Genomic DNA, 23,408 nt, shown 5'->3' with positions numbered 1-23,408 from the left:
GCCCTCACCGCCGAGCGCTTCGTCGCCTGCCCCTTCGGCGCCCCCGGCGAGCGGATGTACCGCACCGGCGACCTCGTACGCTGGCAGCAGGACGGCAACCTGGAGTTCCTCGCACGCGCCGACGACCAGGTCAAGATCCGCGGCTTCCGCATCGAACTCGGCGAGATCGAAACGGTCCTCGCCGCCCACCACGCCGTCGCCCACGCCACCGCCATCGTCCGCGAGGACACCCCCGGCGACAAGCGCATCGTCGCCTACGTCATCCCCGCACCCGGCCAGGACAACGACAACGAACTCCCCTCGGCCGTGCGGGCGTTCGCTGCCGAGCAGCTGCCCGAGTACATGGTCCCCGCAGCGGTCGTCGTCCTCGACGCCCTGCCGCTGACCGTCAACGGCAAGCTCGACCGGCGCGCACTCCCCACCCCCGACTACACGGCCTCCTCCACCGGCCGCGGCCCCTCCACCCTCGAAGAAGAGCTGCTCTGTACCGTCTTCGCCGACATCCTCGGTGTCGAACACGTCGGTGTCGACGACAACTTCTTCGACCTCGGCGGGCACTCCCTCCTCGCCACCCGACTGGTCGCCCGGATCCGTTCCGTGCTGGGTGTCGAGCTCGGCATCCGCGCCCTCTTCGAGGCACCGACCGTCGCCGCCCTGGCACACGCCCTGGCCGACGCCGCCACCTCCCGGCCCGCCCTCGCCGCAGCCACCCGGCCCGACCAGCTGCCGCTCTCGTTCGCACAACAGCGCCTCTGGTTCCTCGGCCAGCTCGAAGAAGCAAGCTCGACCTACAACATCCCCGCCGTCCTGCGCCTGGAAGGCGACCTCGACCACAACGCGCTTGAAGCCGCCCTACGGGACGTGCTGGAACGCCACGAGGTCCTCCGCACCGTGTTCCCCTCCGTCGACGGGCAGCCCCACCAGCACATCCTCCACACGGACGCGCTGCAGGACATCCTGACCGTCACCCCCACCGACCCCGCCACCCTCCAGGCCGCAGTCGCCCAGGCCGCCGGGTACGCGTTCGACCTCTCGCAGCAAATGCCGTTCCGGGCATGGCTGTTCCCCTCCGGCGAGCGCGAGCACCTCCTCGTCCTGCTCGTCCACCACATCGCCGGCGACGGCTGGTCCATGGCCCCCCTCGCACGCGACCTCTCGACCGCCTACACCGCACGCTCCACCCACCAGGCACCGACCTGGCAGCCGCTGCCGGTCCAGTACGCCGACTACACCCTCTGGCAGCGCGACCTCCTCGGCGACACCACCACCGAGGACAGTGTCCTCTCCGCACAACTCGCCTACTGGCGCTCCGTCCTCGACGGCTCGCCCCAGGAACTCGCTCTGCCGTTCGACCGCGTACGCCCTGCCGTGACCACCCACCGCGGCGGCAGCATCGACCTCGCCATCCCGGCCGAACTGCACGCCCGGATCGCCGACATCGCCCGCACCGAGGGCGTCACCGTCTTCATGGTCCTCCAGGCCGCACTCGCCGTCCTCCTCTCCCGCCTCGGCGCCGGAGACGACCTCCCCATCGGCACCCCCGTCGCCGGCCGCACCGACCAAGCCCTCGACGACCTCGTCGGGTTCTTCGTCAACACCCTCGTCCTGCGCACCGACGTCTCCGGCAACCCCACCTTCGCCGACGTCCTGAACCGCGTCCGCGAACGCGCCCTGGACGCCTACGCCCACCAGGACGTGCCCTTCGAGCGCCTCGTCGAAGAACTCGCCCCCGCACGCTCCATGGCCCGCCACCCCCTCTTCCAGGTCATGCTCGCCCTCCAGAACAACACCGACCCGGTCCTCGAACTCCCGGGCCTGCGGGCGAGCGTGCTGCCCGGCCCGCAGCCCCCGGCCAAGTTCGACCTCGCCCTCACCCTCCGCGAGACCTTCGCCGAGCCCTTCCCCGAGACCTTCGCCGAGCCGCTCGATGGAGCCGTCGCCGAGCCCTTCCCCGAGCCCGTCGGCGAGGCGCTCGACGGCCACGCCCGCCCGCACGGCATCAACGGCCAACTCGGCTACGCCACCGACCTGTTCGACCACGACACCGCCGCGGCCATCGCCGAACGCTTCGTCCGGGTCCTCGACGCGGTCACCACCCACCCCTCCCACCCCGTCGGCCAGGTCCAGATCCTCTCGGCCGCAGAACGCGAATGCGTGCTCGTCGAGTGGAACGACACCGCCCGCCCGATCGCCGGGGCGACGCTGCCTGAGCTGCTGAGCGCGCAGGCCGAAAGCACCCCGGACGCCGTTGCGCTGGTCTTCGAAGGAACCCGCCTCACCTACGCCGAGCTCGACGCCCGCGCCAACCAACTCGCCCACCTGCTCACCGAACAGGGCGTCGGCCCGGAGTCCCGCGTCGCGGTGTTCATGGAGCGCTCCACCGACATGGTCCTCGCCCTGCTCGCCGCCGTGAAGGCCGGCGCCGCCTACGTCCCCGTCGACCCGCAGTACCCCGCCGAACGCATCACCCAGATGCTCCGCGACTCGGCCCCGCAGTGCGTGCTCACCCACACCCCCACCAGCCACCTCCTCCCCGAGCCCGAGAACCTCCCCCGCCTCGTCCTGGACGACCCCGGCACGCAGGCACTGCTCACGGACCGCCCCGGACACGCCCCCAGGCCCGGCCTGCTGCCCGAACACCCCGCCTACGTCATCTACACCTCCGGCTCCACCGGAACCCCCAAGGGCGTGGCGCTCTCGCACCGCAGCATCGCCAACCAGCTCGTCTATCTGCAGTCCGAGTACGGGGTCGGCCCGGCCGACCGGGTGATCCAGAAGACGCCGTACGGCTTCGACGTCTCGGTCTGGGAGTTCTTCGGTCCGCTGACCTGCGGCGCCACCCTGGTCGTGGCCAAGCCGGACGGGCACCGCGACCCGGCCTACCTGGCCGAGCTGATCAACGCCGAGCAGATCACCGTCGCGAGCTTCATTCCGTCGATGCTCCAGGTGTTCCTCCAGGAGCCCGCCGCCGCGTCCTGCACCAGTCTGAAGACCGTGTTCAGTGGCGGGGAGGCGCTCACGGCGCAGCTGTGCGAGCAGTTCTCCGCTCTGCTCGGCGCGGGCCTGTACAACCTCTACGGGCCCACCGAGGCCGCGATCGACGTCACCGCCTGGCCCCACACGAGGGAGACCGCGTACACCGGGCCGAGCGCACCGATCGGACGCCCCGTCTGGAACACCCGGGTCCACGTCCTGGACGCCTCCCTCCAGCCCGTCGCCCCCGGCGTCGCCGGCGAGCTCTACCTCGCCGGCGTCCAGCTCGCCCGCGGCTACCTCAACCGCCCCGCCCTGACCGCCGAGCGCTTCGTCGCCTGCCCGTTCGGCGCCCCCGGCGAGCGGATGTACCGCACCGGCGACCTGGCCCGGTGGCGGGCGGACGGGAACCTGGAGTTCGTCGAGCGGGCGGACGACCAGGTCAAGATCCGCGGTTTCCGCATCGAGCTCGGCGAGATCGAGGCGGTCATCGCCGGCCACGACGCCGTCGCCCACGCCGCCGCGGTCGTCCGCGAGGACGCCCCCGGCGACAGGCGGATCGTCGCCTACGTCGTCCCGGCCGCCGGCCGCGACGGCGCCGCCGAACTGCCCTCGGCCGTGCGTGCCTTCACGGCCGGGCAGCTGCCCGAGTACATGGTCCCCGCAGCGGTCGTCGTCCTCGACGCCCTCCCGCTGACCGTGAACGGCAAGCTCGACCGGCGGGCTCTGCCCGCCCCGGTCTACGCCGCCGCCTCCACCGGGCGCGGACCGTCCACGGCCCAGGAGGAGCTGCTCTGCGCGGCCTTCGCCGACATCCTCGGCCTGGACCGGGTCGGGGTGGACGACAACTTCTTCGACCTCGGCGGGCACTCCCTCCTGGCCACCCGCCTGGTCGCGCGCATCCGCGCGCAACTCGGCGTCGAACTCACCATCCGCACCCTCTTCGAGGCTCCGACCGTCGCCACCCTCACGGGCAAGCTCGACCCCCGGAAGGGGACGAGGCCTGCACTGCGGCCGATGCGCAGGTAGCAGGAGAGAACCGAGTCACCACCGAGCGGCCCGGGGCCGGGGCCGGAGCCGATGTCGGGCTCCGCCTCCCGCCCCGGCCCGGCCTCGCACCCGGACTCGGCCGTGCAGGACATCGTTCGAAATGAAAGGAACGTCGCGTGGATCCTGGTGATCCCTATCTGATCGCGTGTACCGGCTGTGACTGGCGCAGTGCCGACGACGGGCTGCGCATGAGCTGCCCGCGGTGCGGGGACGGCGCCCTGCTGCGTACGGAGTACGCGACGTCGTCGTTCACCGTCGCCCCGGAGGCGTCCGGCGTCTTCCGCTACCGCTCCTGGCTCCCGGTGCGCCGCGAGATCGAGGGTTCCAGCCGCCCGGCGGTGTACCGCAGCGAAGGCCTCGGCAGGGAGCTGGGGCTGACGGACCTCTGGGTGTCCTTCAGCGGCTACTGGCCCGAACGGGGCTGCCGGATGGTGTCGGGCTCCTTCAAGGAGCTCGAGGCGTACACGGTGCTCGGCCGCACCCCGCAGCAGGCGGGCGTGATGGTGGTCGCGTCGGCGGGCAACACCGCTGCCGCCTTCGCCGCCGCGCACGGCCCGGGCGTCCCGCGCCTGCTCGTCGTCCCGGACCGGGCCGCGCCCGTCGTGGCCGCGGCCGGTGGCAGCTCCGCGGACGTGCGGGTGGTGGCGCTCCGGGGCGCGACGTACAACGACGTGATCGACTTCAGCCGGAAGCTCGTCGCCTCGACCCCCGGGTTCTTCCCCGAGGGCGGCGTCCGCAACGTCGCCCGTCGTGACGGCCTGGGTGTCATCGCCCTGACCGCCTTCGAGGAGATGGGCACCCTCCCGGAGTTCTACGTCCAGGCGGTGGGAAGCGGCGCCGGGGCGATCGCCACGTACGAGGCCTCCGAGCGGATCCTGGCGTCCGGAGCCGCCGCCGGCCAGTCGGTCCCGCGGATGCTCCTGTGCCAGAACGCGGACTTCGCACCGCTCGGCCGGGCCTGGAGGGGCGAGCCGGGGCCGGCCGACGGCGGCGCGCAGGCCGATCCCTACGCGCCGGAGCTGGCCAACTCGACGCCTCCGTACGACGTCCACGGCGGGGTGCGGGACATCCTGCGGGCCACCGCGGGCGACGTCCTGGTGGCCGACCGCGCGGCGGCGCAGTCCGCACGCGCGATGTTCGAGGAGTTGGAGGGCATCGACATCGAGCCGGCCGCGGCGGTCGCCGTGGCGGCGCTGCGTGACGCCGTCCGGTCCGGGCGGCTGCCGCGCGACGCGAGGTGCCTGCTCAACGTGACCGGTGGCGGGCGCCGCAGGCTGCACGCCACGACCACCGCCGGCGGGGCCCCCGGGGCCGGCGCGACCCCGGAGTCCGCGGGGATCCGGTCGGTCGGCCCGACGGCCTCCCCGGACGAGGTCGCGGCCGCGGTGCTGGACTCCTTCGCGTCCGGCCGGTGGCCGCTCACTCCCACGCCGGCGGGGTGCTGAGTGCGCCCTCACCCACTGGACGGGTCCGGCCCGCGGCCGCTCCCGTCGGCGGGGGCCGGGGCACCGGCCGACACCGCCCCCCACCTGCCGTCAGAAAGGAGGCAGGAGCGATGAGCTACCGGCCCACGGAGCACACGACGACCCTGCGACTCGACCTCGGGACCCTCCACGACTCGCTGAGCTCACCGGTGAGCGCGTCGATGAACTTCCTCAACGAGGTGGCACAGGACTACCCGGACGCGGTCTCCTTCGCCGCCGGCCGCCCCTTCGAGGGCTACTTCGACGTCGACGACATCCACCGGTACATCGACGCCTACCGCCGGCACCTGACCGAGCGGTTCGGCGGGGACGAGGCGAAGGTCCGGCGGACCCTCCTGCAGTACGGGCGGACCAAGGGCATCATCCACGAACTGATCGCGACCCACCTGGAGGTCGACGAGGGGTTCGTCGTCGACCCGGAGTCCGTGGTGGTCACCGTGGGCTGCCAGGAGGCGCTGTACCTGACGTTGCGGGCCCTGCGCTCCGGCCCGCAGGACGCGCTCGTGGCGGTGACCCCCAGCTACGTCGGGGTGCACGGGGCGGCGCAGCTCGTGGACATGCCGCTGCTTCCGGTCGCGGAGTCCGCCGCGGGGATCGACCTGGACGACCTGGCCGCCGTGGTCCGCCGGGCCCGCGGGTCGGGCCTGCGCCCGCGCGCCCTGTACCTCGTGCCCGACTTCGCCAACCCCACCGGGGTGCGGATGAGCCGGGAGGACCGCCTGCGGACCCTGGAGGCGGCGTCGGAGCTCGGCCTCCTGGTGCTGGAGGACAACCCCTACGGCCTGTTCGGCGACCCGGCCGGGCCGCCGACGATGAAGGCCCTCGACTCCGAGGGGCGGGTGGTCTACCTGGGCTCGTTCGCCAAGACCGGGCTGCCCGGCGCCCGGGTGGGCTACGCGGTCGCCGACCAGCGCGTCACCGGGCCGGACGGCGGGGCCGGGTTGCTGGCCGACCAGCTCGCGAAGATCAAGAGCATGACGACGGTGAACACCTCGCCGATCGCCCAGGCGGTCATCGGCGGGAAGCTGCTCGAACACGGCCACAGCCTGCGGGCGGCCAACGAGCGCGAGCGGGAGACGTACCTCGGGAACCTGCGGCTGATGCAGGACGGCCTGGCCGCCCGCTTCGGCGCCGGGCAGGTGCCGGGCGTGTCCTGGAACTCCCCCGGGGGCGGCTTCTTCCTGCTCCTGAACGTCCCCTTCGCCACCAGCGACGAGCTGCTGGAGCGGAGCGCCCGCGAGCACCACGTGCTGTGGACGCCGTTGCACCACTTCTACGCGGACTCCGAGCCCCGCAGCGTGATGCGCCTGTCCTTCAGCCACCTGCTGCCCGAGGAGATCGACGAGGGGTTGGACAGGCTCGCCGGCTTCGTGCGCAAGCAGGCGCAAGGCGCGGCCTGACCCGGCCGGAAGCCTGACCGGGGCGGCGGCCACCGCACCGGCCGCCGTCACCCGCGCCCCCGGTCCCACGCCCCCGATCCCGCGCCCCCGGTCCCAACGCCCCGCGATCCCCCGCCCCCGATCTCTCGACGAATTCCCTGACGATCGTCCATTCACCTTCCGGAGGACAGACCCGTGACGAACCCGTTCGAGAACGACGCCGACCCGTACCTCGTGCTGCGCAACGCCGAGGGGCAGCACTCGCTCTGGCCCGCCTCGATCTCCGCCCCCGAGGGCTGGGAGACCGTCTTCGGGCAGGCCGGCCGCCGGGAGTGCCTGGAGTACGTGGAACAGGCCTGGACCGACATGCGCCCGAAGAGCCTGGTCGACGCCGTGAACAACAGCTGACCGGCGCCGCCCCCGCGCCGCCGCGGCCGGTCCGCCGGCCCGGGTGCGGGGCGGCGTCGCCTGACGTTTCCACGGGTTCCCCGCGCCGGCCGTCCGGCCGCAGCGGCGGGACCCGCCACGCACCTGAGGAGAGAGTCACGTGAATACGTCCGCAGTCTACGGCGACCTGGGTATCGAGTACGTCGAACTATGCGTGGAGGACCTCGACCGGAGCGTGGCCGCCTGGGTCGAGCGCTACGCCTTCCAGGTCGTCGCCCGCGGCGCCTCCCCCGGTGCGGGTTGCCGGAGTGCCGCCCTGGTCCAGGGCGGCATCACGCTCGTCCTCACCGAGAGCGGGTCGGCGGACCACCCCATCGGCGCGTACACGCGGCGCCACGGCGAGGGGGTGGCCGACATCGCGCTGCGCGTGCCCGACGTGACCGCGGCCTACGCCGAGGCCGTCCGGCGCGGGGCGCGGTCCGTCACCCCTCCGGGGGCGGACGGGACCGCCGCCACCATCGGCGGCTTCGGCGACGTCGTGCACACCCTGGTCCGTGACGACGGCCCCGCGCGGCCGCGGCTGCCCTGGGGGCTCGTCGCCGATCCGGCCGCGCTCGCCGCCGCACGCGAGGTCGTGCCGCCCGTCGGGCTGCGGGAGATCGACCACTTCGCCGTCTGCGTCAACGCCGGGGAGCTGGCTTCGACCGTGGAGTACTACTGCGGCGTGCTGGGCTTCGAGGACGTCTTCGAGGAGCGCATCGTCGTCGGCGCCCAGGCGATGAACTCCAAGGTGGCCCGCAGCGGTTCGGGGACGGTGACGTTCACCGTCATCGAGCCCGACGTCACCGCCCGGCCCGGCCAGATCGACGAGTTCCTCGCCCGTCACGAGGGTTCCGGGGTCCAGCACATCGCGTTCTCGGTGGACGACGCCGTGCGGTCCGTCCGTTCCCTGGCGGAGCGCGGGGTGGAGTTCCTGACCACGCCCGGCTCCTACTACGACCTCCTCGCCGATCGCGTGACTCCCAAGAACCACCTGATCGAGGAGCTGCGCAGCTGGAACCTGCTCGTGGACGAGGACCACGGCGGCCAGCTCTTCCAGATCTTCACCCGGTCCTCCCACGCGCGCCGCACCCTCTTCTTCGAGGTCATCGAGCGCATCGGCGCGGAGACCTTCGGGAGCGCCAACATCAAGGCGCTGTACGAGGCCGTCGAGCTGGAACGCACCCGCCAGGGCGGTGGCGCGCGGTGAGCACGCTCCTTCCGCACCCGCCGTCCCCCGGTCCGGGCCGCGGGCCGGCCGGGCCCGCCCCGGCGCCCGGCGGGCCCCTCTGCCTGCGGGACATCGAACGCGCCGCGGCCGCGGTCCTGCCGCCGGACGTCTGGGACTTCGTCATGGGCGGCAGCGGCACGGAGTCGTCCGTGCACGCCAACCTCGCGGCCTTCGAGCAGCTCTACGTGGTACCGCGCGTCCTGCGGGACGTCTCCGGCTGCTCGACGGCGTCGCCCCTGCTGGGCCGCTCGGCGGCCGCTCCGCTGGCCGTCGCGCCCATGGCCTACCACCGGCTCGTCCACCCGGACGGCGAGCTGGCGGTGGCCCGGGCCGCCCGGGAAGCCGGAGTGCCCTTCGTCACCGGGACGCTGAGCAGCCATCCGCTGGAGGAGATCGCCGCGCAGGGCGCCCGGCTCTGGCTCCAGCTCTACTGGCTGAAGGACGAGGCCCGCCTGTTCGACCTCGTCGCGCGGGCCGAGGAGGCGGGCTGCGAGGCGCTGATGCTGACCGTGGACCTGCCGTGGATGGGGCGCCGTCTGCGCGACGTCCGCAACGGGTTCGTCCTTCCCCAGGACGTCCGGGCCGCCCACCTCGGCGACGGCGCCGCCTCCCTGGCGCACGACCACCGGGCCCGGTCCTCGGCGGTGGCGGAGCACACCAGGGCCGCCATGACGGCGGCGCTCTCCTGGGAGCACGTGGAACGGCTCCGCAGCCGCACCGGCCTCCGGCTGGTCCTGAAGGGCGTCCTCGACCCGCGCGACGCCCGGCAGGCGGCGGAGCACGGTGTGGACGCGGTCGTCGTCTCCAACCACGGGGGGCGTCAACTCGACGGCGCCGTACCGCCGATGGCCGTTCTCGGCGAGGTCCGGGACGCGGTGGGCGAGCGCTGCGAGGTCCTGCTGGACGGCGGGGTGCGGACCGGCACCGACATCCTGAAGGCCCTCGCGCTCGGCGCCTCAGGGGTGCTCGTCGGCCGCCCGGTGTTCTGGGGGCTCGCCACGGAGGGCCAGGCCGGGGTCGGCAGTGTCCTGCGCCTGCTGACCGAGGAGCTGCGGGACGCGCTCGGGCTGGCCGGCTGCGACTCGGTCACCGCCGCGCGGTCCCTGCGCGTGCTCACCCCCGCGCCGTTCCGGGACGTCTGCGCACCCGCCGCGGGCTGAGCACCGGCCCGGGCACCCGACCGCCCGCGCCGAGCGTGTTCCGGGTGGCCGGCAACCACCCGGAACACGGTCGGCGCGGGCGCGGCGCCGGGGTCACCTGGCGAGTTCGGCCGGATCGTCCAGCCGGGTCAGCTTCCGCGGGTTCCGCACCACGTAGATCCGCGTGACCCGCCCGGCCTCCACCACGAGGCTCACCGCGGACGGCTCGCCGTCGAACTCGATCCGGCCCGCGGGCGCGCCGTTGAGCCAGACCGCCGCCGCACTGAACCGGGTGACCACCTCGTTCGCGCGCGCGAGCAGCGCCGCCACGACCCCGGCCCCGTGGACGGGGGCCAGGGCGGCGGCGACCAGCCCGCCCCCGTCGGCGATCATCACCACGTCCGGCGCCAGGACCTCCATCAGCTCCTGCAATCGCCCGGTGCGCAGCGCGGCCAGGAACCGCTCCACCACGGCCTGCTGCTCCGCCCTGCTCACCGGCGTCCGAGGCCGCCGGGCCGCCACGTGCTCACGGGAGCGCCGTGCGATCTGCCGCACCGCGGCCGCGGACTTCCCGACGGCCTCGGCGATCTCGCCGTACGGGAGCTCGAAGACCTCGCGGAGCACGAACACCGCCCGCTCGGCCGGCCCGAGCGTCTCCAGCACGGTGAGCATCGCCATCGAGACGCTCTCCGCGAGTTCGACGTCCTCGGCGACGTCGGGGCTGGTCAGCAGCGGTTCCGGCAGCCACTCGCCGACGTAGTCCTCGCGGCTGCGCGAGAGCGTCCGCAGACGGTTGAGCGCCTGCCGGGTGACGATCCGGACGAGGTACGCCCGCGGGTCCTGCACCTGCGACCGGTCGGCGCCGGCCCACCGCAGCCAGGACTCCTGGAGCACGTCCTCCGCGTCGGCCGCCGACCCGAGCATCTCGTAGGCGACGGTGAACAGCAGACTGCGGTGGGCGACGAACGGGTCCCCGGTCATGCCGTCGGCGCCACGCGGGCCTGCTCGGGGCGCCCGGCCAGCGGGATCGCGCACGCGTCGGAGTAGCCCTGCGACGTGATCCCGTGCGCCCTGTTGATCCTGGCCGCCAGGTTGGCGAAGCCGATGAACGCGGTGAGCTCGACCAGCGCGGCCGGGCCGAGCCGGCCGAGCAGGCTCGCCGACAGCTCGTCGGTGACGGTGGGCGGCGTGTTCGTCATGGCCTCGGCGTACTCCAGCACCTCCCGCTCCAGCGGGGTGAACACCTCCGACTCCCGCCAGCGCGGCACCTGACTCGCCTTGGCGAGGTCCAGGTTCCGGTTCTGCGCCACGAAGTAGTTGACGTCGAGGCACCAGCCGCAGCCGATCCGTGCCGCGACGGCCATGTGCGCGAAGGTCTTGAGGCCCTCGTCCGCCGCGTTCCAGGCGCCCATCGCGGCCGAGAACTCCAGGTTGGACGTGGCGACCGCGGGGTTGTTGAACGCCACTTCAAGGGGCTCCGGGACGGCGCCGAACTGCTGGGCCAGGTTCTCCCTGAGCTCGGCGGGGAGTTCGGCCTTCGGGATGCGCGGTGTCATGGTGTTCTCCTGTCGGGTCGGCGGCCGGCCCGGCGGCCGACGGGCCGGTTGGCCTGTGCGACATGAAGACACCGCCGGGCCCGCGCTTGTGACAACCACTGGACGGCGGCCGTCACCGGTCGCCGCCGACCGCCCGCGGGCCCGCCGGGCCCGGCGCGGTTCAGGAGGCCAGCAGGGCCTCCGCGATGCCGCGGGCCCGCCAGGCGGAGTCCGGGGTGCCCTCGCGCAGCGCGGTGACGATGGCGCCGTCCATCAGGAGGGCGAACTGCTTGGCCCGGACCTCCGGCTGGGGGACGTCGGCGTCGCGCATGAGCTGCTCGACGAGCTCGATGACGCGGGTCTTGTGCAGCGCCGCCATGTGGCGCGCCGGGCTGGTCCGGTCCGAGATCTCGGTCATCGTGTTGATCGCGACGCAGCCGCGGTAGTCCTGCGCCGCGAACCGTTCGGCGAGCGCGTCGAAGATGTTGAGCGGATGGCCGCCGTGGGCGGCGACCCGCTCGGAGAGCCAGGCGCGCCAGCGTTGGTCGCGGCCTTCCAGGACCGCGGTCACGAGGGCCTCCTTGCCGGCGAAGTGCCGGTAGAAGGAGGCCCGGCCCACGCCGGACTCGGAGAGGATGCGCTCCACGCCGACCGCGTGGATCCCGTTGGCGTAGAAGAGGGATTCGGCGGTGCTCAGCAGGCGTGCCCTTGCGTTTACTGCCATGCACCCGATCCTAACCACCCTTGACGCCAAACGGCACCGGTCGGTACCGTCCTGCTGTCGGTACCGGTCGGTACCGTTTTCGCGGGGCAGTCGCCACCGCGTGCCCCGGCGGTCGGGCCCCCGACCGCCCCCTGTACCAGCGGCTGCACGGCCGCCCGGGTCGGGACGCCCCGCAGCCGACGCTGCGCGGCCGCCCGGTCCGGGACGCCGAGCGGCTGCCGGCCTTCGCCGCGCCCGGGGCCGGCGGCCCGTGGAAGGGCCGCCGGCCCCGTCCGGGCGGCGCCGGCACGGGCGTCAGGAGTCGTCGCCGACGCCCTCCTCGCTCCTGATCAGACGCCAGGCGGCGCGGCGGGCACTGCGGTTGAGGCTGGACTGGAATCCCCTGTCCGGGGCGAAGTACCGCTTGCCGAGGTCGGTGACGATGCCGATGTAGTCCTCGACCTTGTCGGCGAAGACCCGGTCGAAGACCTTGCCGAAGTTGTCCTCGTCGTTGACGACGGCGGCCTGGCGGACCTCGGTCTCGGCGAGCGCCGCGTTGAAGGCCGGCAGCAGGTCCCGCTCGGTGAAGTCCGTCCCGAACCTGTCGTTGAACCTCGCGATGAGCTGGGACAGCAGGGACGTCTCCCGCTCCCCGCCGCCGCCCGCGCCGTCACCGACGTTCGGGACCAGGGCCGGCCCCTCCGCGGTCAGGCCCACGTCGTACTCGCCGGTCTTCTCCACCCGCAGATGGCTGAGGTCGACCTCGCCGATGTCGACCCCGCCGTCGGCCCGGCGCGGCAGCCGGTTGAGCAGGTACCGCCCGTACAGGTGCAGGCGCTCCAGGTCGGGGTCGGTGTACGGGACGACCTGCGCCAGGAACCCGTACTTGCGCACGTAGTCGTTCAGGTCCGCCCGGAAGGCCTCGGCCACCTGCCGGTCGTCCTCGTCCTCGCCGTCCAGCAGGGCCTCGAAGGCGGCCACCGCCGGGGCGAGCAGCCGGTACAGCTCCGCGTGCAGCCGCTCCCACCTCGCCGCGGACCCGCCGGCCCTGTCCTGCGCGGCGAAGTAGGCCGCGGCGAACCGGTCCATCTCCTGGGCGGTGAGGACCGGCGCGGACATGACCCGGCTCTGCGCCTGGTAGAGCAGGTTCGGCTCGGACGGGAAGGTCTGCGCCTCCACGAAGTACGGCCGGAACGCCTCCCGGACGTCCGCGGCCTCGTTGACGAAGTCGAGCACCACGAGGTCCGCCTGCGCCTTGCGCTCGGCGGTGCGGTTGATCCGGGACAGCGTCTGCACGGCGGAGATGCCGGTCAGCGTCTTGTTGACGTACATCGTCGTCAGCAGCGGCTGGTCGAAGCCGGTCTGGTACTTCTCCGCGACGACCAGGATCCGGTACTCCTGCCGGCCGGGCCCGCCGGCACGGACGGCCTTGTCGTCGGCCCGGGTGTAGGCGAACGCCTTCGGCAGCGCGCTCTCGGACACGCCGCCGTTCTCCCGGGCCTCGGTGGTCTCCTCGCCGTCGAGGGCGAGCGAGCCGGAGAACGCGACCAGCACACCGAGGTCCGGGTACCTGGTGTCGTAGCCGCGGTCCTTGAGGTAGCTCCTGATCGCCCGGGCCGTCTGCACCGCGGACTGGCGGGACGCCGTCACCACCATCGCCTTGGCACGGCCCCCGAGCCGGCCGCGGGTGTGCGCGAGGAAGTGCTCCACGATCACCTGCGCGTGCTGCGCCACGGTGTGGTCGTGGGTCAGCGCGAACCGGGCGAGCAGCGGGTTCGCCTTCTTCGGGTCGACCTCGCGCTCCTCGGGGTTCCGGTTGACCAGCTTCCAGTAGGTGCCGTAGGTGACGTAGTTGCGCAGCGGGTCGAGGATGAAGCCCTCCTCGACCGCCTGGCGCATCGAGTAGGTGTGGAAGGGCCGGTACACGGCCGCGCCGCCGACGTCCCGGAGCGTGCCGAACAGCTCCAGGGTCTTGGCCTTGGGCGTGGCCGTGAACGCGAAGTAGGAGAGGTTGGCGGCCCGGGAGCGCTGCGAGGCCTTGTGCCTGAGGCGCTCCTGCACGGTGGCGGGGGTCTCGTCCGCGGCGGCCTCGGTGGCGCCCGCCTCACCGGAGTCCCCGTCGAGGCCCAGGTCGCGCAGGGCTGCCCGGACGGCGGTGGCCGCGTCGCCCGACTGCGAGGAGTGGGCCTCGTCCACGACGATCGCGAAGTTGTGGCCCCGGATCTCGGTCGGGTTCTGCCGGAGGAAGTCGAGCAGGGCCGGGAAGGAGTGGAGCGTGACCGTGACGATCTTCCCGGACTCCCGGGAGAGGGCCCGCGCCAGCTGCGCGCCCTTCGCCCCCCGGCTCTCGTCGATCTTCACGACCAGGCCGGCGGTCTGCTCGAAGCCGCCGACGGTCTCCCGGAGCTGGGCGTCCAGGTTGCGGCGGTCGGTGATGACGATGACCTTGTCGAACACCGGCACGCCCGGCCTGAGGCCGGCGGCGAGCGCCTCGGGGTCGAGGGCGGCCGGATCGGCGGGCGTGTGCAGGTCGCTCAGCCGGTGGGCGAGCCAGCCGATGGTGTTCGACTTGCCCGAGCCGGCCGAGGCCATGACCAGGTAGTTGTGGCCCGCCCCGTGCACGGCCGCGTGGGCGGCGAGCTTCCGGACGGCGTCCCACTGGTGGAACCGCGGGAAGACCGGCTCCCGGGTGGTCCCGCCGCCCGGTGTCCGCTCCTTGTGGAGGTGGACGTACCGCTGGAGGAGGTCCAGCCAGTTGTCCCGCTGCCAGACCTGCTCCCACAGGTAGGAGGTGGCGTAGGTGCCGGGCGTGGTGGGAACGGGGTTCCCCGCGCCGCCGGGCTCCCCCGGGCCCGCGGAACCGGTGTTGAACGGGAGGAAGCGCGTCCTCGCGCCGCGCAGGCGGGTCGTGACGAAGACCAGGTCGGGATCGACCGCGAAGTTCGCGACGACCCGGCTGGTGAACAGCGGCTCGCTCTCGTCGCGCTTCGTGCGGTACTGCTCCTTCGCCTGCTCGACGCCCTGCCCGGTCAGCGGGTTCTTCAACTCGGCGGTGGCGACCGGGATCCCGTTGAGGAAGAGGGCCAGGTCGAGCCGGTTGCCGTGGTCGGCCCGCTTGGTCGCGTACTCCAGCTCCGGGACGACGGTGAGGCGGTTCGCCCGGTAGCCGTCGAGGACGGAGTCGTCCTCGACCAGGTTGGGGCGGAAGTAGGCGACCCGGAGGAGGACGCTGCGGTCCTTCACGCCCTCGCGCAGCACCTTGAGCAGCCCGTCGGAGGCGATCGCCTGGCCGAGCCGCTTCGCGAACCCGCGCTCGGCCTCCTCCGGGACACCGGCGTACTGGGTGGTGACCAGGTCGTCCCACGCGTCGGCCTGGGTGTCGCGGATGAAGGCGAACAGCTCGCCGGGGTCCAGGCCCAGCTCGGCCCGGTACTTCCGCGACCTCGCCTCGCGCCACCCGCGCTCGGTCATCGCGGCGACGACGGCCGCGCGGAAGGCGGCCTCGCCGTGGACCGGGGGCGCGGCGGTCACTGCGCGGCCCCCCGGCCGGAGGCGCTGGACACGTCGAGCCGGCCGGTGACGGCGGCGGTGACGAGTGCCTGCCGGCGCTCGGCCAGCAGGTCGAGCTGGCGCACGAGTGCGTCGGTCGCCTGCCGCGTGGTCGCGCGGTTCGCCTCGTACTCCTTCACGACCTCCCGTTGGCGCCGGAGGTCCAGGGTCGGCACCGGGAAGTCCAGGACCTTCGAGCTGCTCGTCGTGGCGATCCCGACCTGCGTCGAGGTGAAGCGGAAGTACGTCCGGCCGTGGGACGACGCCAGCAGGGCGGAGAGGTAGTCCGGGATCAGCCTGCGCCGGTCGGCCCGGATCGCGAACACGTGGTTCTGGTGCACCATTCCGGCGATCTGCCCGGTCCAGACCGCACCCCGGCCGAGGTTGTCGGGGTTCCCGTTCGCCTCCGTCATGACGACGTCCCCGGGGCGCAGCGTCGAGCGCCGGGCCATCGCCACGGGGATGGTGATCGTCTTGATCTCCGACAGGTCGAGCCACTCGCCCTGTACGTTCGCCACCCGCAGGTACGGGTACTCGGCGTCGTCGGAGCTGCGGTCCCGCGCGCCGTGGACGGTGACACCGGTCTGGACCCGGGCGAGGTAGCCGAGCCTCGCCGTGGCCACGGACGCCGGCAGCCACGGCCACAGCGGATGGCGGGCGCCCGGCGCACCGGCCCCGGGCACCACCAGTTCGGAGAGGAAGGCGCTGTAGCGCTCCGCCACCTTGTCGATCTGCCGGCGCCTCATGCCGGTGAGGCCGTCGATGCGACCGGTCTCGGCGTCGAGGAAGTCCGCGATGCGGCGCTGCTCCTCCGGCGGGGGCAGCATGATCCGCTCGCTCAGGACGTCCGAGGAGGACAGGTGCTTGACCGTGGTCGAGAAGGTCAGGTCGTTGATGATCTTCAGGGCGGCCGGCAGTGCGTAGGCCACGAACCGGATGTCGACCCCGCCGCGCGGGCGCAGCAGGCACAGGCGCTGGTTCAGGGCGGCCCGGCCCTTGTTCCAGAGCACGAGGTTGAAGTCGCCGTCCATGCCGATGACGACGTCGCCGTCCCGCAGCAGCACGGACGGCGGGACGGGTCCGGTCACGAAGGTCTCGAACGGCCCGTCGCCGAGATCGCGGATCCTGACCAGCGGCACGTCGCCGGTGGGTCCGAAGGTGTCCGAGGGGAACGGGTGGCCGTTCGTGAGGGAGACCAGGTCCCCCACCCGCCGCAGTTCCCAGCCGTCCGGGACCTCCTCGGTCCCGGACCGCACCTTCCAGGCCTGGCTCATTCCGCCACCTTGCCCAGCAGGGCCTGGATCTCGGCCTCCAGGGCCTTGAGCTCCGCATCGATCTCGGCGAGCGGCCTGGGCGGCTGGTAGACGTAGAAGTGCCTGGTGAACGGGATCTCGTACCCGGTCTTCGTCTTGCCGTGGTCGATCCACGCGTCCGGGACGTGCGGCAGCACCTCGCGCCGGAGGTACTCCTCGACGTCCTCCCCCAGCGGGACGTTCTCGTAGTCGCGCAGCTCGGTGTCGGGTTCGGGCGCGCCCTTGACCGTCTGGACCTCGCCGTCCGCGTCGCGGACCCCGATCAGGTCCCGCATGACCTTCGCGAACGCCGCGCCGCCGGGCCAGGCCAGGCCCGCCGCGACGACCGCGTCCTTGAGGGCGACGAGCATCTGAGACCTGGTCGGCCAGCTCCGGCCGACCAGCGGCCGCAGCGCGTCGACGAACTCCTCCGCGTACGCCAGCCGCTGCACCGGCTTCGCCTCGGCCAGCGTCGCCGGCGTCTCCTCCGTCACCTCGAACCGCAGCTTCAGCGGCCGCTCGACCGTGATGCGCTGGTAGCCGAAGTCCTCGTTCCGGAAGACCTTCACCTTGCCGTGCAGCGGGTGCTCCGGGTCGTCGGCGACCTGGAGGGCCTCGCCGTACAGGCGGGTGATCTCGCGGATCTGCGCCTCGCTCATCTGCTTGCGCTTGTCACCGAGGGACCTGCGCATCTTCACCCAGTGGTCCCGGGCGTCCAGCAGGACGACCTTGCCCTTGTGGCCGGCGGACTTGCGGTTGGTGAGGATCCAGAAGTACGTGGAGATGCCGGTGTTGTAGAAGAGCTGGTCGGGCAGGGCGACGACCGCCTCCAGCCAGTCGTTCCTCAGGATCCACCGGCGGATGTTGGACTCGCCCGACTCCGCGGCGCCCGTGAACAGCGGGGAGCCGTTGAAGACGATGGCGACCCGCGAGCCGCCTCCCCCGTTGGCGTCGACCGGCTTCATCTTCGACAGCATGTGCTGCAGGAAGAGCAGCGAACCGTCGTTGATGCGCGGCAGGCCGGCGCCGAACCGCCCGGCGTCGCCGAGCGACCCGTGCTCGCGCTCGACCTTCTCCTTGACCTTCTTCCACTCCACGCCGAACGGCGGGTTGGCGAGCAGGTAGTCGAACTTCTCATGCTCGTGGCCGTCGTCGGTGAAGGAGTTGCCGAAGGCGATGTGGTCGGGGTCCTGGCCCTTGATCATCAGGTCGGAGCGGCAGATCGCCCAGGACTCCGGGTTGAGCTCCTGCCCGTAGACCTCCACCCTGGCGCCCGGGTTCAGCGCGGTGATGTGGTCCTCCGCCGCGCTGAGCATGCCGCCCGTGCCGCAGGCGGGGTCCAGGACGGTGCGCACCACGCCGGGCAGGCTCAGCACGTCGGCGTCGGGCCCCACCAGCAGGTTGACCATCAGCGTGATGACCTCGCGCGGGGTGAAGTGCTCACCGGCGGTCTCGTTCGACTGCTCCGCGAACCGGCGGATGAGCTCCTCGAAGATGTAGCCCATGTTGTGGTTGGGGACGACCTCGGGATGCATGTCGAGGTCGATGAACCTGGAGATGACCTGGTAGAGCAGGTTCGCCCGCTCCAGCCTGCGGATCTGCTGGTTGAACTCGTACTTCTCCATGACCTCGCGGGCGTTCTCGGAGAACGCGGCGACGTAGCGCTGGAGGTTGGTCGCGGCGTTCAGCGGATCGTCGGCGATCTTCTTCAGGGTCAGGGACCCCTTGTTGTAGAAGGAGTGACCGGAGGCCTTGCGCAGGAAGCGGTCCTCGTCCAGGTCCTGGCCGACGAGCTGCGCCGCCGTCGCGGTGACCTTCGCGCGGGTCGGCTCCAGCACGCACTCCAGCCGCCGCAGGACGGTGAAGGGCAGGATGACCTTGCCGTAGTCGGACTGCTTGTAGTCGCCGCGCAGGCGGTCGGCGACCGACCAGGCGTTGTTCGCCAGCTCCGCGTGCTTGCTGCTGTTCAAGGGGTTTCCCCGGTTTCCTGTCGGGCCGTCCGCCCATGGCCGGGCCGGACGGATGAAGTCTGGTCGCTGCTGCGGGCCGGCTGCGGCCGCCCGGCCGCAGCGGCGGCGCCGGACACCGGCGGCAGCAGGGCGCCGGCGGTGAGGCCCGCGGTCACCGCGGTGGCGGCCTGCGCGGCCACGGCCGCCGCGCGGTGGGCCGCGACGCGCAGCCGGTGGGCGTGGCGGAAGGCCTCGCCGTAGCGGCGTTGCTCGGTCAGGGACACGAGCGGGACGCGCAGCCTCGCCGGGTTGACCTGGACCGTGGTGGTGCCGGTCGAGGCGGCGGAGATGTTGTCGGCCGCGCCGAGGAATCCGGCGAGGAACCACGGGTCGAGGCGGGCCGGGTCCGGGCGCAGCAGGTGCAGTGCGGAGCCCAGGAGCGCGCCGGCGTCCCCTTCGTCCGCGACCCGGGTCATCGGCCCTGCACCGCCCGGGCCGGCGGCGGCGCGCAGCAGCACGTCGCCCGCGGCGATCGCCTGGGTGGTGTCCGGGTGGGCGTCCCCGCCGTCGCCCGAGGGCGCGGTGCCGTCCCGGACGTCCCGTGCCGTCAGCACCGGGCGGTGCCCGCCCGCCTCCGCCGGGGCGCTGCCGCCGCCCCTGGGGTCGCGTCCGCCGCCCGGCGGCGACGCCCGGACCACGGCGAGGGCACCGCCCCGGGCGAGGTCGGCGACGGTCACGGTGCGCCACTCACGTGTCGCGGCGCCGGCCGGCTCGCACTCCCCCGCCCCGCCGAGTGCGGCCAGTTCGCCCAGCTGCTCGCCGAGTTGACCGTGCAGCGCGGCGATCCTGCCCGCGAGTGCCGCCGGGTCGACCTCGGCCGCGCGGACCCGCCGGCCCGGGGTGAGGTCGACGACGTCGTCGAGGAGGTCGACCACCGGGACGGCGCGGGCCGACCCCGACTCGTCGGCGAAGCCCTCCGGCCGGGCGCGGTAGGCGGTCCACGGCGCCAGCACGCGTTCCGCGAGGCCCGCCCAGTCGACGCCGTCGACGCCCCGTGGACCGCCGCGCACCGGGACACCCGCACCGGCGCCGTCCGACACCTCGCCGTTCCCGTCGACGAAGAGCACGGAGGCCCGGTCGGCGGCCCCCGGCTCGGGCCGCTGGAGCACCCAGACGTGCAGGGCGATGTGCAGCGGGTGGGCGACGCGGGCCGGCAGGGAGACGACCGCCCGCACGGCTCCGCTGCGGACGAGTTCGGCGCGGACCCGGCGGGCGGAGGTCCGGAAGGCGAGGGCGGGCGGCAGCAGCATGACGACGTACCCGCCGGGCTCGACGTGCGCGAGGGCGTGCTGGACCCAGGCCAGCTCCGACTCAAAGCGCGAGGGGACGCCGTAGGCCCACCGGGGGTCGTAGGCGAGCTCGTCGTGGCCCCAGTCGCGGTCCCCGAACGGCGGGTTGCACAGCACGGCGTCGGCGGTCAGGCCGGGGAAGGCGTCGGCGCGCAGGCTGTCGCCGGTGGAGATCACGGCCCCGCCCTCCGCGGGCGGGCCCGGCTCGTCCAGCATCAGGGCGACCGACGCCCGCTGCGCCTGGAGCGCGAGGGCGTCCTGCCCGTACAGCTCGCGCGCGCCGCGCCGGCGGGCCGCCGCCAGCAGGGAGCCGCTGCCGCAGGCGGGGTCGAGCACCCGGAGGACGGGCCCGGGCAGCATCGCGGCCATGAGCTCGGCGAGGCCCTCGGGGGTGCGGTAGGTGCCGCCGGCCGCGCTCTCGTCGAGCTCGCGCTCCGCGAGGACGTCCAGTGCGGCCCGCGGACCCGCGCCGCGCACACAGGCGAGCAGCGCGCGGATCACGCCCGCGTCCTCGCTCCCGTAGGGGCCGGGCGCGGGCCCGGACGCGAGCCCAGGCGCGGGCCCGGACGCGGGCCCGGCCGCGCCGCGGGCCGTCGCGGCCCGGTTCAGGGCCTGCTCAGCGGCCCGGTTCATGGCCTGGTCAGCGGCCCGGTTCGCGGCCGCCACGAGCCGGTCGCCGGACAGCTCCAGGAGGCCGTCCGACTCCTGCTCGGCGAGTCGCGCCGCCGCGGCCAGCAGCGGGAAGAAGCGGGTGGCGTCCGCGCCCGCCCCGAGCAGCCGCAGCGCCGTGCGCAGCGCCTCCTGCGGCGAGGCGGCTGCGGTGCGCCCCCGCTCGCGGAGCCACTGCTGGACGGCGCCCAGGTCGTAGAGCGGGCTGGTCTCGGTGCCGCCGCCGGGCGCCGGGAAGTCGGCGTGACGCCGCCGCCAGTTGCTGACGGTCGCGCGGGTGACGCCGGCGATGCGGGAGATCTCCGCGGCCGTCACCCGGGCGGACGGCGGCGCTGCTGGCTGTTGCGGCATGGAGTTTCCGCCCCTCCCGGAAATGGACGGTAAACAAGGTACACCATCAGCAACAGTCGATCTTCGATTGACGGTGCTTTCACCGGCGCGGACCGCCCTCCCGGGATCACCCCGCCCGGGCCGGCCCCGCCCGACGCGCCCGGGTCCGGGGAGCGGCCGCCCTGCGGTGCAAAGATCACCTCCCGGGGGCCTCAAGGAAATCCGGGAGGCATTCATCCGGCATGTCCCGGTTTTGCGGGCATTCCGGCGCGATCGGCCAGAACCCAAAGTCGCCCGCCCCGACCGTCGTTGACATGGCGGGACAGCCCGTGCAGTCTGGGCCGAATAGGGAAACGAGGCGCCCGAATCCGTGCACACGGGTCATCTTGGAGGTACGGAAGAGTGACACCCGGGAGCCGGAGCGGCCATCTCGTCGCGGTGGTGGGAATCGACGGCGCCGGCAAGACGAGCCAGGTGGAGCGACTCGCCGAGTGGTTCGAGGGCCTGGGGCGCCCGACCCGGCGTTTCCTGAACCAGACACAGCTCCCGGTCCGCCGGGCCCTGGACGCGATCGCCAGGGAAGAGGGTTTCCCGGGCCACCTGGAAATGCTCGGGGCCGACACGATCAGGCTCATCTCGGCCTGCGCGCGGCTGTCGGCGCTCGCCCCCGTCGAGGAGGTGCTGAACACCCCGGGCGCGGTGGCCGTCGCCGATCGCTACACCGCGTGCCAGTACGCCGCCGTCCGCCTCCAGAAGGCGGACAACGAGGAATTCCTGAGGCGGCTCAACCGGTCCCTCCCGCAGCCCGACCTCACCCTTTTCCTGGACGTCGATCCGGAAGTCGCCCGGGAAAGGATCGCGCGTCGCGGAATCGACGAGGAGACGTCGGAGTTCCTCGCCGACTACCGGGCGGCCTACCGCTCCCTCCCGGAATTCGAGGATTTCGTCGTGGTCGACGGGAACGGCTCGTTCGACGACGTCCAGGAGCTCCTCCGCGAGGCCGTCCGCAGGACCCTGCCCGAGGCGGTGCCCACGCCCGGAAGGGCGTAGGCCATCCTCCACCCGGGACGGCGGCGGCTGATCGCCGGCGGCGACCCCGCCGGGGTTCTCCGGGCCCGCGCGAAGTACGCCACGACGACCCCCAGCAGGCCTGAAGAACCGTCACTCCCTCGGGGCGGACGCCGGTTCGAGCGGATTGCCGTCGGCTCCTTCCACCGCGCCCGGGCCGTCCCGGCGGCGCGCCCGGCGGTGACGGCCGGGCAGGCGTGGAGGACGGCCGGGCGCACCCGGGGGCCGGTTCCGTCCGCGGCAAGCGCCGCGGACGGCCGACGCGTCCGCGCTTCCCGGCGTCTCTCCGCCGGCCCGTCGGCCCGTCGGCCGTGAGCGCCGTCGTCACGGAGCCGGAACCCGCCCCGGATCGCGGCCGGCTACGGAGGGCAACGGCCGGGACGGCGGTGTCCTGCCGCACGAAGCCGCGCGCGTGCCGAGGACGGGCTCCTCACCGCCGACGGACCGGGCACCCGCGTCGGCGCGCCGCCTCGGGGCCCGGGGCCGTCGCCGCCGTCGCCACCGCGCCGTGGTCGGCACGCTCGACCTCCCCCGCCCCCCGGGCGCCGCCCTCGCAGCTCTCCAGGTGCCGGACCGGTTCGGGGCCGCGCCGCCGGCCGGGGCGCCGGATCGCGTCGGCCGGCCGGGCGGTGACGTAGCAGCACGCCGGCTCGGCCGCCTGGTCCGCGTCCCCTCGCAGGTAGGCCTCGCGCAGACCCTCCCGGGCCCGCGCGGCGAGGGAGCGCACTCCGCTCGGTGTCATCCCCATCCGGTGTCCGACGGCGGCCGCCGACTCCCCCTCCACGACCGTGAGCCACAGGAGCGCCTGCCACCGGTCGGGAAGGGAGCGATAGGCCTTGGTGACCAGGGCGGTCTCCTCGGTGGCGAGCAGCGCGGCCTCGGTCTCCGCGTCCCCGGCGAGGTGTTCGGCCCAGGTCTCGAAGTCCTCCGGCAGCAGCACCCGGCGGGTGACGTGCCTGCTCCACTCCATCGCGGTGCGCCGGACACAGGCCATCAGGTAGGGGCGCCAGGCGTGACGCGGTCCGTGGCCACGGGCCACCGACATGTACGTACGGGCGTAGGCCTCGGCGGCGAGGTCCTGCGCGGTCTGCGGGTCACGGCAGTAGCCGCGCGCATAGGCCAGCACCGCGCCGTGGTGGCGGGTGAAGACCTCTGCCATCACCTCTCCGACCCGGGAGGTGTCGGTGGCGGTCGCGGCGGGAAGGACCGCGGAGAGCTCGACGTCGCTCATGGTGCTCAGACCCAGTCCGTGGTCGTCGGAACGCACGGTCAATGTGTTCTC

The 23,408-nt window shown here is 73.5% G+C and carries 15 protein-coding genes; 7 read left to right on the top strand and 8 right to left on the bottom strand.

All coding sequences use genetic code 11. From position 1 onward, the window contains the following. The 6 genes from ACFC1F_RS24020 to ACFC1F_RS23995 all read left to right on the top strand — a co-directional run. A partial coding sequence (locus tag ACFC1F_RS24020; RefSeq protein ID WP_376161149.1) for an amino acid adenylation domain-containing protein occupies nt 1-4,002 on the top strand: 4,002 nt, incomplete at its 5' end. Nucleotides 4,003-4,139: 137 nt separating this feature from the next. Further along, nucleotides 4,140-5,468, top strand: coding sequence for a cysteate synthase (locus ACFC1F_RS24015; protein ID WP_376161147.1), 1,329 nt, complete (start codon nt 4,140-4,142; stop codon nt 5,466-5,468). 110 nt (nt 5,469-5,578) lie between these two features. Then, nucleotides 5,579-6,907 (top strand): PLP-dependent aminotransferase family protein, encoded by a 1,329-nt coding sequence (locus ACFC1F_RS24010; RefSeq protein WP_376161145.1) that lies wholly within the window; start codon nt 5,579-5,581, stop codon nt 6,905-6,907. 174 nt (nt 6,908-7,081) lie between these two features. Continuing rightward, on the top strand, nt 7,082-7,294 hold the full coding sequence (locus ACFC1F_RS24005) for an MbtH family protein (protein ID WP_209415347.1): 213 nt from the start codon (nt 7,082-7,084) through the stop codon (nt 7,292-7,294). 139 nt (nt 7,295-7,433) lie between these two features. Next, nucleotides 7,434-8,522, top strand: coding sequence for a 4-hydroxyphenylpyruvate dioxygenase (gene hppD / locus ACFC1F_RS24000; protein WP_376161143.1), 1,089 nt, complete (start codon nt 7,434-7,436; stop codon nt 8,520-8,522). Further along, nucleotides 8,519-9,703, top strand: a complete 1,185-nt coding sequence (locus tag ACFC1F_RS23995; RefSeq protein WP_376161141.1) for an alpha-hydroxy acid oxidase — start codon at nt 8,519-8,521, stop codon at nt 9,701-9,703. Before hppD ends, ACFC1F_RS23995 begins: the two co-directional genes overlap by 4 nt. Nucleotides 9,704-9,796: 93 nt before the next feature. Here ACFC1F_RS23995 and ACFC1F_RS23990 read toward each other — a convergent pair whose 3' ends face one another. The 7 genes from ACFC1F_RS23990 to ACFC1F_RS23960 all read right to left on the bottom strand — a co-directional run bounded on the left by ACFC1F_RS23990 (nt 9,797) and on the right by ACFC1F_RS23960 (nt 21,079). Beyond that, entirely contained in the window at nt 9,797-10,663 is an 867-nt protein-coding gene (locus ACFC1F_RS23990) for an RNA polymerase sigma-70 factor (protein ID WP_376161139.1), read from the bottom strand. Further along, nucleotides 10,660-11,238, bottom strand: coding sequence for a carboxymuconolactone decarboxylase family protein (locus ACFC1F_RS23985; RefSeq protein WP_209415344.1), 579 nt, complete (start codon nt 11,236-11,238; stop codon nt 10,660-10,662). The genes ACFC1F_RS23990 and ACFC1F_RS23985 overlap by 4 nt, the downstream gene beginning before the upstream one ends. 160 nt (nt 11,239-11,398) lie before the next feature. Next, complete coding sequence (locus ACFC1F_RS23980; RefSeq protein WP_209415343.1) at nt 11,399-11,941, bottom strand: TetR/AcrR family transcriptional regulator; 543 nt, start codon at nt 11,939-11,941, stop codon at nt 11,399-11,401. A 294-nt stretch (nt 11,942-12,235) separates the two neighbouring features. Next, nucleotides 12,236-15,391, bottom strand: coding sequence for a type I restriction endonuclease subunit R (locus tag ACFC1F_RS23975; RefSeq protein WP_376161155.1), 3,156 nt, complete (start codon nt 15,389-15,391; stop codon nt 12,236-12,238). 56 nt (nt 15,392-15,447) lie between these two features. Beyond that, nucleotides 15,448-16,743 (bottom strand): restriction endonuclease subunit S, encoded by a 1,296-nt coding sequence (locus ACFC1F_RS23970; protein WP_376161136.1) that lies wholly within the window; start codon nt 16,741-16,743, stop codon nt 15,448-15,450. Next, nucleotides 16,740-18,731 carry an N-6 DNA methylase gene (locus ACFC1F_RS23965; RefSeq protein ID WP_376161134.1) on the bottom strand — a complete coding sequence of 664 codons (1,992 nt, stop codon included), beginning with the start codon at nt 18,729-18,731 and terminating at the stop codon, nt 16,740-16,742. The genes ACFC1F_RS23970 and ACFC1F_RS23965 overlap by 4 nt, the downstream gene beginning before the upstream one ends. Next, a complete protein-coding gene (locus ACFC1F_RS23960; RefSeq protein ID WP_376161132.1) occupies nt 18,728-21,079 on the bottom strand; it encodes an N-6 DNA methylase in 2,352 nt (783 codons plus the stop codon). The genes ACFC1F_RS23965 and ACFC1F_RS23960 overlap by 4 nt, the downstream gene beginning before the upstream one ends. A gap of 381 nt (nt 21,080-21,460) precedes the next feature. On the opposite strand from ACFC1F_RS23960, the gene ACFC1F_RS23955 reads away from it, so the two are divergent. Further along, nucleotides 21,461-22,108, top strand: coding sequence for a dTMP kinase (locus ACFC1F_RS23955; protein ID WP_376161130.1), 648 nt, complete (start codon nt 21,461-21,463; stop codon nt 22,106-22,108). Nucleotides 22,109-22,556: 448 nt separating this feature from the next. Here the strand turns inward: ACFC1F_RS23955 and ACFC1F_RS23950 are convergent, their stop codons facing one another. Beyond that, nucleotides 22,557-23,393 (bottom strand): RNA polymerase sigma factor, encoded by an 837-nt coding sequence (locus ACFC1F_RS23950; RefSeq protein ID WP_376161153.1) that lies wholly within the window; start codon nt 23,391-23,393, stop codon nt 22,557-22,559. Between the last annotated feature and the right edge of the window lie 15 nt (nt 23,394-23,408).

The organism is Kitasatospora sp. NPDC056181 (assembly GCF_042266225.1).
Classification (GTDB): Bacteria; Actinomycetota; Actinomycetes; order Streptomycetales; family Streptomycetaceae; genus Kitasatospora.
This window is presented reverse-complemented; position numbering and strand designations above follow the sequence as displayed.